This is a genomic window from Parabacteroides sp. PM6-13, from assembly GCF_029892605.1.
GTDB lineage: Bacteria > Bacteroidota > Bacteroidia > Bacteroidales > Tannerellaceae > QVMG01.
This window is the reverse complement of record NZ_JARXWF010000016.1, coordinates 15,044-26,529: the sequence shown is the minus strand read 5'-3', so window position 1 is coordinate 26,529 and position 11,486 is coordinate 15,044. Positions and strand designations below refer to the sequence as shown.

Sequence of the window (11,486 nt, the reverse complement as noted above, 5' to 3'; positions counted from 1 at the left end):
CGTCCCTTCATTTTTTTATAGACTATAGAGATACGCTATTTCCTCTTTCCACAAGGATTCATCCGGTGTTTCAAGTATAATAGGCAGGTCATCAAAGCGTTCGTCCCGCATAATAAAGGCAAAGAAATCATTCCCCATCACCCCTTTTCCGATACTGTCATGACGATCGACATGCGTATTGAATTCCTTCTTGGAATCATTCAGGTGAATACCCATCAGATACTTAAAGCCCACGATCTCATCCAGCTTACGGAACGTATCCTCGAACGCCTCTTTCGTCCGGATCTCATAGCCGGCAGCCAGGGTATGCGCCGTATCGATGCAAATGCCTATACGGCTTTTGTCTTCTACTTTGTCAATAATATAGGCCAGATGCTCGAATGTGTATCCGAGATTCGAGCCCTGCCCCGCCGTATTTTCGATCACCGCCGCCACGCCTTCGGTCTGATCCAATACCCAATTGACCGACTCGGCGATCCGCGTCAGGCAGGCCTCTTCGCTCATCTGCTTGAGGTGACTGCCGGGATGAAAATTCAGGCGGTCGAGTCCTAACTGTTCACATCGTTGCATCTCATCCAGAAAGGCTTCACGCGACTTTTGCAATCCCTCCTGCTCCGGATGTCCGAGGTTGATCAAATAGCTGTCGTGCGGTAGAATATGCTTGGACTGAAAGCCATATTCTGCGCAACGCTCCTTGAACAATTCGATACTCTTCTTGGTCAGCGGGGCGGATTTCCATTGCCGTTGGTTACGCGTAAACAGGGCAAAAGCCTTCGCCCCAATCTCCTGAGCATTCACCGGGGCGTTCTCTACACCCCCTGTAGCACTCACATGTGCACCGATATACTTCATTTCAGTTTATTTTGAATAGGTTTGAAAACATAAAAATAAGAACTTCTTTTAGGATTAAACAATTTGAATTCCTTTTCTGTTCTACTTACAAAGGAACAAATTTAATTAAAACAATCCGGCTATGATAAGTATATGTTTGAGTGTGTTATTAACGTTGTCAACAACAAGTGAAATAATAAATAAAAATCAAGAAGTTATGAAATTTGAATTAATGCAATTACCGTATGAAGCCGACGCACTGGCTCCTATTATCAGTAAAGAAACAATCGATTTCCATCATGGGAAGCACCTGAATGCTTACGTGACTAAGCTGAATGAGTTGATTCCGGGAACCAAGTTTGAAAACGCCTCGTTGGTAGAGATCGTGCAAGGTTCCGACGGAGCTATCTTCAACAACGCAGGGCAAGTATTGAATCATGAATTATATTTCAGCCAGTTTTCACCCAAAGGCGGCGGCAAACCTTCCGGCAAATTAGCAGAGGCTATTCAGAAAGAATGGGGTTCGTTTGAAGCATTCCAGCAGAAATTCGAAGCCGAAGGAGTTGCTCAATTCGGTTCGGGTTGGGTATGGTTGGCTGCGGATAAAGATGGCAAACTGTCGATCGTAAAAGAATCAAACGCAGGTAATCCGGTAACGAAAGGTCTCAAACCGCTATTAGGCTTCGACGTTTGGGAGCATGCTTATTACCTGGATTTCCAGAACCGCCGTATCGATCACTTGAAAAACCTCTGGAAGATTGTCGACTGGAAGAAAGTAGAAGAAAGATACTAAGAAATAATGCAAAGGGCTATCCGAAAACGGGTAGCCCTTTTATTTTGTTCAACTCGCAATAAACTAAAACTGGAAATAGATAAAAGGCTGCACCCCGGCACTCTTCACCTGAATAATGATAAAGATCAAGATCACCAGTATCAATGCCTGTACAAAGAGCGAAGCATTGGTCACAAAAGTTCGGGCTTTCATATCCCACCGCTTCGGCGTAAAATGAAGGATAAAGCCTAAAGCCATCAAAAAGGTTACGCCTTTGTATCCAACAATAAACTGCCCGATTATCTCCGGGTGGAAGTGATGGAAGATCTGATTCAACACCTGTCCGGCCGTTTGCAAGGAATCGGCTCGAAACAGGATCCAGCCCAAGCAAACCAAATGAAACGTAAACACCGTCGCTAACACCCGACGAAGCGGCGACATCTCCTCGCCTACCTTCTTAAAGCTACTAAAGCGCGCGATCACAAATTTATGAATAGCCAGGGAAACGCCATGCAATCCGCCCCAGATGATGAAATTCATCGAGGCGCCATGCCATAACCCTCCCAAGATCATCGTCACCATCAGATTCAAATAGGTACGCACCTTCCCCTTCCGATTTCCCCCCAAGGAGATATAGAGGTAATCCTTCAGCCAGGAGGAAAGGGAAATATGCCAACGCCGCCAAAACTCCGTGATGGTGGCCGATTGATAAGGCGAATCGAAGTTGATATTGAAGCGGAAGCCCAGCAACAACGCTATCCCGATGGCCATATCGGAATAACCGGAAAAGTCACAATAGATCTGCAAGGCATACCCATAGACCCCCATCAGGTTCTCCAACCCGGTGTAGAGCAAGGGCGCATCAAAAATACGATCCACAAAGTTGATGCTGATATAATCAGAAATGATCACCTTCTTAAACAGTCCGCAAAATACCAGAAACAAGCCTTCACCATACTCTGCTTTGGTCACCTTCAGCGGCTTGAACATTTGAGGTATAAAGTCACGGGCACGCACAATCGGTCCGGCCACCAGCTGCGGAAAGAAGGATACATAGAAAAGATAATCCATCCATTTTCTCAGCGGTTGTAGCTTTCCGCGATAGGTATCGATCACATAGCTAAGACTCTGAAAAGTAAAAAAGGAGATACCAACCGGCAGGAAAATATCAAAACGCTTCACCGGGACAGCCTGATAAGCCTCATTTCCGATAAGCGCCCCTATTTGATGCACCAGTGAAACCCCTATATCATACAGGAAGTTGAAGTATTTGAAGTAGGCCAACATGCCTAAGTTGATAATCAGACTGAGCGCTACCAGCATTTTCTTCTTGGTAATGGAAGTAAAGTTCGTTATGCCCTGCGCAATATAGAAATCGGACGTAGCGGTGATCAACAACAGGATAAACCAAAACCCACTGCTCTTATAATAGAAATAGAGCGAGAACAAGACCACATAGGCAATGCGGGCTGTCCGGTTGTTGCGTAACGACATATAAATAATCAGGAATCCTATAAAAAGGAAAAAGAACAACCCACTGCTAAATAGCAGGGGAGCCTCCCGGTTGTATACAAGCAAATCCACCAGCTTCTCGGAAGAAAAATGGAAGTTATCCGGCGAGAAAAAGGATGGAAACCAATTAGGATGTAACATGCGTACGATTTATATACTCATTATAACTATTGATAAATGCTCTGAAAAACAATTCGCCCTGTTCATAATACCCCTCTTTGGTAAAATGAATGCGGTCGCGACCAAAAAGCCTCTTATTATACCAGGTACGACAGGAATTTTTACCTCCCGTTGCCGCGAACAGATCCCAGCAGGAGAGCCCCTCATCGTGGGCTACATCCACAAGGGCTTTCGCCACCCGTTCGATATTTTCATTGCGTACATAGGTGCGTTTCTTATTTATTGTCACCCGCTTATAGGATTCTGCCGGCGTTGTCAACAGAAGAGCCGTATGAGGCAATTCCTGTTTCACCAGGCGGATAAAGTCGCGTACCTGTGCCGTAAACTCCGCACTATTAAAGCGCCTGCCGTAGCACTCATTCGTCCCCAACGAAACAATCAACAGGGAGGGTTTGAGCATCGACAACTGGCGTAGGTAATCCAAACGGGTGTAATGGGTAAACATCGCGCTGTTCACCCCGATGGAATGGTAAAGAAGCCCTGCTCCTCCATTCATCATATTGAAACCATAATAGGTATTGGAAAAGGCCGATGCAGGAAGCAGCGTATCTGTTCCCTGTTTGCGGCGCGTGCTCTGCACAAATAGGGTATCCGTCAGGCAGGAAAGACGAAAGGTATCTGCCAGGATCGTATGCCGAACAGTCGTATCGGAAAACGACACGCGCACCGAGTCTTTCCAGGTTCCTGCCGGCAACATAGGCATGGAATCTTCACTGCGATAGAGAACGGCCTGGTTGAAAGCGTAACCGGCTCCGTTGACAGGCCCGATAATAAGATCCAGATTGATCGACGGGGATACCACCTGAATACCGACTCCTCCCGGGCCAACCGGCACCTTCGGATTATCCTGGATAATACGTCCGACATCCCAACCTTGTACGACCGATTTAATAAAATAATCATCGGGCTCGTTAGATTTACCCAACTTAAAGGGAGCCACCCATCCTCTGCCGGCATTGCCGAACACTTCGTGCAAGCGTCTCATGATACGTCCGCTATAGTAGCCCGCCTGGATATGCGAATCACCTAAATGAACGATATTCACCACCGTATCTTTTCGTCCCGACAACAAATCCAACTCCCTAAAGAAGGCATCCAACGAATGAGCCTGATCATCCAATCGACACAAGGAGTCCACAACAGGAATCGTTACCGGAGGAAACGATTCAAGCGATATCGGCAAGACAGGAGCCAACTCCTCCCCTTCCATCCATCGCAGAAAGGAGCTGTTTTTACTGGCCATCGATAGAAAAGGCAATAAAAAAGCCGCTCCTCCCAGGCAAAACAGGAAAAACGGATTAATTCGGTGTCGTATCTGCCTCATCATAGAATTTCTTTTCAAAAAGTATTGCTTTCATAAGAGCATTGGCCAGCTCACGCCCTCCGCGAAAGCCAAAGTGGGTGTAATCTTTACTCGCCCAGTTTTTCTCCACATATTGCACCATACTGTTTTCGCCACCCATCGCCTCGAACATATTCCAGAAAGCGATGCCGGTGCGTTGGGCTATCTGCCGTTGGGCATGCAAGAGCGTCAATACCTCCGGCATGGTTTCGTATTCCCCGTCGACCTGATGGCTGCGGTCGGTCACGCCAAGCAAAAGAATATCGGCATCCGGGAAGCACTCCTTCAAGTGTTCCACTACGTTGATCATACGCTGACGATACCAACCATAATCGAGCACCTCCGAGCTAAGCACATTCAATCCATATTGCAACACAATCAGGTCGTAAGGACGTATCTCGGCAAACTCCAGGCATCTCTCCTTATTCAGGCGATCGAGTATCATCCCCGAATTGCCTCGCAAAGAGAAGTTATCAACTACCACCCCCGAAAAGTCTTCGAGAGCAACGCCCAAAGCACGAAAGCCTTTCGTGTCGGTGAAGCTATACGAGGCCTGGGTAATATTCCCTTTTATCTGGTTTAAGGCGATCTTCTCCGTATAGGGAAGCTGGGCAACGATGGTGTCGGGCGCGCCTCCATCGGTCCATGTCAGCTTCATCGTGGTTTGCTGATTCTCTTCATAAATCAATCCAACCGATTCCACCTCCTGTAATAATGCGTTGTTTCGCACATTCTTTAGCGAGATCGAAGCACCCTCTTTTTCCGGCAGGAAAATGGTTCCGGGCAATACAAAAGGCTGCTTCTTGTTTTTCAACATCGAGATGGTTTTCCATCCGTTGGCTTTATGCTCTACCGTCGGACGAAACTGAGCGGTCACCGAGGTGACAGGCACAAATCCGACCCCACGTCCACCAAATTCCTCTTGCATGGCGGCACGGAAATCGCCCACCATAATATCACCTTCAATAAAGGAGTCGCCCATAAAGGCAACACGCGCCGGACGCCCCATGTTACGACAGTTTTTCAAAGCGCGATAGAAGCGTTTTAGGCCGATATGCTCCGGCGAATAGTCCTCGATATAAACAGCAGAGGACTTCTTGGCAGCCTGGCGTGAGGCTTTATACAAAGAGTCCCGGCGTTGCAAAACACTGGAATCTGCCTGAGCCTTGTCTTCTACAGGCTCCGCGACCACCTCTGCCACAAGGGTATCGGGTTGTTGCGTTAATAGTTGTTTGATTGAATCCAGCGAAGAGGTCTGCTGTTGTTTCACGCGGATATCGGAAAGGAGGTCTACCTTCCGAATCTTAAATCCTCCTATTTCTCCGGGTAAACCATATAGAGCTATACACATAGCTGTTGTTAATGCCAACAAAGCCAGCAATCGCCCCATATAATTATTATTCTTCATGCGCGTTTTCTTTACGAGGGTGCAAAGATAGGTAGAAAAAGGAAATAATCAATCACAGTCCGAAGTGCGATAGAAATCCTTTCAGCAACATCGGATTGAGCAGGATCGGATAAACAAAGCCGAAAACAGCCCCATAAAAATGTGCGTTATGGTTGATATTATCGCCTCCTTTTTTGGCCATATACTGACAATAAACAAGATAGAGTACACCGAACAGAATGCCCGGAATCGGCAGAATGGCAAACAAAAGTATTTTCCCCCAGGGATTAAACAGAATAGATGAAAAGAGCACAGCAGACACAGCCCCCGAAGCTCCTACCGAAATATAATAGGGATTATTATATTGTTTCACCACATCGAAGAGCGAAGCCACAATCATCCCACCAAAATACAATCCGAGATAGGCCATAGACCCCATGCCCATATAGTTGAAATACTTTTCGATATAGGTACCAAACGACCAGAATGTAAACATATTAACCAATAGATGCATCGAGTCTGCATGCACAAAACCATGCGTAACCAAGCGATACCACTCATGATTCTTCACCGCCCGATAGGGCACAAAAGCCAGTTTCAAAAACAGGTTCCGGTTCGAAAAGCAATTGAAAGAAATCAAAAGCGTAATACCAATAAGTATATAAGTGATCATGAGTTCTATTTTTTGGGAGCAAAGATAGTGTCTTTTTTATTCTCACCCGCATGAGAATTTTTTCTCACGCGGGTGAGAATTTTTTTAGTCCCTCCCAAAGAGCATGACAAAAATACACCAGGTCTCAAAAAGCGGAAGGTAATCTTGAGATAGATCAAGGTGTTTTACGGGTAAAAAACGGGGAACATTTCCCCGTAGTGGGGAATTATTCCACACCCCACCTCAAAGATGCCAAAATTAGCTTTTGGTGGAGAAAAATTTGTAACGACTCACACACAACGGATTAGACATATATTTTCCTCTCAATTATTTTCTGGCACGCTATTTTCTATATTATTAAGTGAAATACGTTTCTACATTTATCCCCGTAAATGCGAAAGTTTGACTTTCGACTGACTGAACACAAAAAAAAAGAACATCTAGCGAGATGTTCTTTTTTGTTTTTATACTTTTTGACTTATCTTTGTTGCTGTAGTTTTGGGAACTGTAGGAATAAAAAAATATGCCTTATATATTAATAGTTGAAGATGATGTAACTTTTTCCTTAATGCTGGCAACCTGGTTGGGGAAAAAAGGATTCCGAATAAGCACAGCTCTCTCGGTAGCCGATGCCAAACTGAAGATTAAAGGCGAGCGTTTCGACCTTGTCATCTCTGATCTGCGTTTGCCTGACGGAGATGGAATAGAATTACTACAATGGAAAAACGAGCTTCCTTTCATGCTTCCTTTTATCATGATGACCAATTACGCGGAAATCCAAACCGCCGTTAAGTCGATCAAACTGGGCGCTTCCGATTACATCGAAAAGCCCATCAATCCGACTGATCTATTGGTCAAGATCAATGATCTATTGAAAGAAGACACCCCCAAAACAGCTCAAACAGCCAAGAAACCCATAGACACATCCTCTTCTCCGCTGGCCAACTACGTGGTTGGCGAGAGCAGCGAATCGATCTTAATGCATGAACATGCCCGCCTGGTAGCACCCACTGATATGTCGGTTCTGATCACCGGGGCAAGTGGTACGGGAAAAGAATATGTGGCTCGTTATATTCACGAACATGGCAAACGAAAAAACAAACCATTCGTAGCCGTAGACTGTGGTGCCATTCCCCGCGAACTGGCTGCTTCTGAGTTTTTCGGACACGTAAAGGGATCTTTTACTGGAGCTATCGAAAACAAAACCGGTGCCTTTGTGGCTGCCGATGGCGGAACCATTTTTTTGGATGAGATCGGAAACCTGACATACGAAATACAAGTGCAGCTCTTGCGCGCTTTGCAGGAGCGGAAGATCAAACCGGTAGGGAGCAACAAAGAGATATCGATCAATGTGCGCCTGCTTTCGGCCACCAACGAGGATTTGCAAAAAGCGATCGCCAAAGGAGACTTCCGCGAAGACCTCTATCATCGCATCAATGAGTTCACGCTTCGTATTCCGGGGCTGCGCGAGCGACAAAAAGATTTTTACCTCTTTGCCGATAGCTTCCTACAACAGGCTAACCGGGAATTGCAGAAAGAGATCATCGGCTTCGATACGCAGGCGATGCGTATACTGGAAGACTATTCCTGGCCGGGCAATTTGCGACAGCTGAAGAATGTGATCCGTTATGCCACCCTGTTGGCGACCGGTCCCTATATCACCCCCATGGAGTTACCGGAGGAGGTGACCATTCCGACAAAAAACAGTTCACCCATCATCTCTCTGCGCAATGAAGATCATGAGCGAGAACTGATTCAACAGGCATTGAAAGAATCGGATAACAACCGGACCAAAGCGGCAAAGCTGCTCGGTATAGACCGGAAAACACTTTATAATAAAATGAAACAGTATAAATTATAGTTTTAAGACTATTACTCTAAAATCTAAAAATCACATGAACGACACACTTTTATCTTCCAAGCCTCGCATTGAGGTTGCCGATGCTTTGCGCGGATTTGCCGTGATGGCCATTATGCTATTGCATAACATAGAGCATTTCAACCTATATGGTTTCCCGACTCCGGAATCCACTTTTATGCAGACATTGGACAATACGATCTGGGACATGCTGTTTTTCCTGTTTGCCGGAAAAGCGTACGCTATCTTTGCTTTATTGTTCGGCTTTAGCTTTTACATCATGTTCAACAACCAGGAGAAGCGAGGAAAAGACTTCCGAGGACGTTTTGCCTGGCGCATGGTCTTGCTTTTCCTGATCGGACAGGTCAACGCGGCCTTCTTTCCCGGTGAGGTATTGGTGCTTTATTCGATTGTCGGATTCACCTTAATACCCGTATGTAAACTAAAAGACAAGACGATCCTGATTATTGCTTGTATCCTGATGCTTCAACCGATGGAGTGGGGAAAATATATCTATGCTTTGATGAATCCGGCACTTGAAGCGGGCAGACCAGCATATGGTGCCTATGCCACGGCCATGTATCCCTACCTGGAAGGAAGTAATTTCTGGGAGATGATCAAATCGAATCTGTGGAACGGTCAATTATTCAGCCTGCTTTGGGCCTGGGGATACGGACGTTTCTTCCAGACGGCTGCCCTCTTTATGTTGGGGTATGTCATGGGACGCAAACAACTTTTCGAGCATTGGGAAAAGAATCGTAATTTCTGGATTACCAGCTTGTGTGTAGCTCTGATTTGCGTAGTGCCTCTTTATTTCCTGACCGATGCATTGCCTGGATTCATTGAGAGAAAAGCCCTGTTGACTCCAATGAATACGATCGTCTCCTCCTTGCGTAACTTTGCTTTTATGTGGGTATGGGTATCCGTGATCATGATAGCATGGCAAACCGTAAACCTGCAAAAGATATTGCGGAGACTCACGCCGCTCGGTCGCATGAGTCTGACCAATTACCTGATGCAATCGATTATGGGATCGCTGATTTATTTTGGTCCCGGCTTAGGCTTGTATAGCGTATTGAACGACACCGCCAGCCTGGGCGTCGGCATCTTGTTATTGATTTTCCAAATTCTCTTCTGCCGCTGGTGGTTAAAAAATCATACGCACGGCCCGGCGGAATGGGTATGGAGAAAGGCAACCTGGATTGGTAGCAACAAAAAATAAATAGATACCTACTCATCTTAAAAGATAACACATGATATTTTACTTCTCAGGAACAGGCAATTCCCTATGGGTCGCCCGGGAACTTGCAAAAGCTTTTGGCGAGCCATTGATCTCCATCTCCGATGAACAGAAGAAAGAGGCTCCTCTCCTCTCCTACACTTTGCGAAAGGATGAGAAGATAATCTTTGTCTATCCCGTTCATTCATGGGGACCGGCACTGCTTGTTTCTGCGTTTGTTTCACGCTTGCAGCTGGAGAACTACACCGATCAGCGGATTTATTCCGTTTCGACTTGCGGAGATGAGTGTGGCTATACGGGCGATATGTTACGGAAGGAATTGAAAGAAAGAAGGATTCCACTACACGCCGCCTATTCGATCGTCATGCCCAACAATTATGTGTTGATGCCCGGATTCGATGTAGATTCCAAAGAAATCGAGCAAAGCAAGTTGCAGGAAGCGCCCAGGCAGATCCGCAAGATCGTGGAAGCGATCAATAAGGCTAATCCCAGCGATGCTCTTCTCTATAAGCAAGGCAGCCTTCCGTTTGTCAAAAGCCGGTTGATTTATCCGCTGTTTAAGCGATTTGCCGTGAAACAGAATGAGTTTTATGCCACGGACAACTGTATCTCCTGCGGCATATGCGAGCAGGTTTGTCCCACATCGACCATCACAATCGGCGATTCCGGTCGTCCCCAATGGGCGAAAGAGAGCTGCGTGCAATGCGTAGCCTGCATTCATTATTGCCCGGAAAGGGCGATCGAATACGGGAAGGTATCACTCAAGAAAGGGCGCTACCACCATCCGGATATTAAGGCAAAGGCCATCTCCTCCTGATTACGTCTTCTTTCGTTTTATCCGGGAATCATGCAGTTGTACCGGCTTAGACTTCTTACTTAATTTCATATTGAGCACCTCTACGCCCAATGAGAAAGCGATAGCGAAATAGATATATCCCTTCGGTATCTCATTAACCTCACGACCAAACACCACCAACTGCGACAGATGGGCAGCTTCGACCAACAGCATCACACCGATAAGTATCAGAAACGAAAGCGCCAGCATCTGTATGGTAGGGTGCTGATTAACGAAACGACTGATAGGACCGGAGAAAAACAGCATCAAAGCAACCGCAATAACAATAGCTGTTATCATAATGGTCATAGCACCTGCATAACCAAAATCCCTGAAGCTCACCATGCCGACCGCCGTCAATACACTATCAAAAGAAAAGACAATATCCAAAGCGACAATCTGAAGAATGATGGCCCAGAAGCCACTTCGGGAGCCTGGCCTACCGCTCTCCTCCTGGCCTCCTTCCAGTTTGTCGTGTACCTCGGTCACACTCTTGTATAACAAAAACAGACCGCCCGCCAAGATAATAAGGCTTTGTCCCGTCACCGCCCCTTCAATCCAGGAGGTCTGGAAGTGAAACAATGGCTGCGTCAATTGCATCAACAGAGAGATACCAAACAGGAGGGCGATCCGAGCCAACATAGCCAGGCCAAGCCCTATCGCCCGGGCACGTGGCTGCTGATGGAGCGGAAGCTTCGACGACATAATGGAGAGAAAGACGATATTGTCGATGCCCAATACGATCTCCAGAAAAGTGAGTGTCAACAAGGCCAGCCAGGCGCTTGGCAAAAGGAAGGTTTGTAAGATTTCCATAGGGTATATCTTCTTTGTGTAAAACGGTTCTATATGGTTAGAACACTCCTTTCCGGCCATTTGT

The 11,486-nt window shown here is 46.3% G+C and carries 10 protein-coding genes; 4 read left to right on the top strand and 6 right to left on the bottom strand.

The genetic code is table 11. The features are described from left to right. Positions 1 to 15: 15 nt before the first annotated feature. Positions 16 to 852 (bottom strand): deoxyribonuclease IV, encoded by an 837-nt coding sequence (nfo, locus tag M2134_RS13775; protein WP_280752012.1) that lies wholly within the window; start codon positions 850 to 852, stop codon positions 16 to 18. A gap of 196 nt (positions 853 to 1,048) precedes the next feature. On the opposite strand from nfo, the gene M2134_RS13770 reads away from it, so the two are divergent. Continuing rightward, positions 1,049 to 1,624, top strand: a complete 576-nt coding sequence (locus M2134_RS13770; protein WP_280752013.1) for a superoxide dismutase — start codon at positions 1,049 to 1,051, stop codon at positions 1,622 to 1,624. A 63-nt stretch (positions 1,625 to 1,687) separates the two neighbouring features. On the opposite strand, the gene M2134_RS13765 is transcribed toward M2134_RS13770, so the two are convergent. From M2134_RS13765 to M2134_RS13750, 4 genes are read right to left on the bottom strand one after another with little or no spacing between them, the layout of a single operon-like run. Further along, entirely contained in the window at positions 1,688 to 3,256 is a 1,569-nt protein-coding gene (locus M2134_RS13765) for an MBOAT family O-acyltransferase (protein WP_280752014.1), read from the bottom strand. Next, positions 3,243 to 4,619 (bottom strand): GDSL-type esterase/lipase family protein, encoded by a 1,377-nt coding sequence (locus M2134_RS13760; protein ID WP_280758209.1) that lies wholly within the window; start codon positions 4,617 to 4,619, stop codon positions 3,243 to 3,245. Before M2134_RS13760 ends, M2134_RS13765 begins: the two co-directional genes overlap by 14 nt. Beyond that, entirely contained in the window at positions 4,594 to 6,045 is a 1,452-nt protein-coding gene (locus tag M2134_RS13755) for a hypothetical protein (protein WP_280752016.1), read from the bottom strand. Before M2134_RS13755 ends, M2134_RS13760 begins: the two co-directional genes overlap by 26 nt. Before the next feature lie 52 nt (positions 6,046 to 6,097). Next, positions 6,098 to 6,697: a rhomboid family intramembrane serine protease gene (locus M2134_RS13750; protein WP_280752017.1), complete on the bottom strand. Its 600-nt coding sequence runs from the start codon at positions 6,695 to 6,697 to the stop codon at positions 6,098 to 6,100. A gap of 502 nt (positions 6,698 to 7,199) precedes the next feature. Between M2134_RS13750 and M2134_RS13745 the strand changes: the two genes are divergently transcribed. Genes M2134_RS13745 through M2134_RS13735 form a run of 3 tightly spaced genes read left to right on the top strand, consistent with a single transcriptional unit; the run spans position 7,200 to position 10,591 of the window. Next, a complete protein-coding gene (locus tag M2134_RS13745; protein WP_280752018.1) occupies positions 7,200 to 8,537 on the top strand; it encodes a sigma-54 dependent transcriptional regulator in 1,338 nt (445 codons plus the stop codon). Positions 8,538 to 8,571: 34 nt separating this feature from the next. After that, positions 8,572 to 9,756 carry a DUF418 domain-containing protein gene (locus M2134_RS13740; RefSeq protein WP_280752019.1) on the top strand — a complete coding sequence of 395 codons (1,185 nt, stop codon included), beginning with the start codon at positions 8,572 to 8,574 and terminating at the stop codon, positions 9,754 to 9,756. Positions 9,757 to 9,787: 31 nt separating this feature from the next. Further along, complete coding sequence (locus M2134_RS13735) at positions 9,788 to 10,591, top strand: EFR1 family ferrodoxin (RefSeq protein WP_280752020.1); 804 nt, start codon at positions 9,788 to 9,790, stop codon at positions 10,589 to 10,591. On the opposite strand, the gene M2134_RS13730 is transcribed toward M2134_RS13735, so the two are convergent. Next, the gene (locus M2134_RS13730) at positions 10,592 to 11,422 is read right to left on the bottom strand and encodes a TerC family protein (RefSeq protein ID WP_280752021.1); all 831 of its coding nucleotides are present in this window, start codon (positions 11,420 to 11,422) and stop codon (positions 10,592 to 10,594) included. Between the last annotated feature and the right edge of the window lie 64 nt (positions 11,423 to 11,486).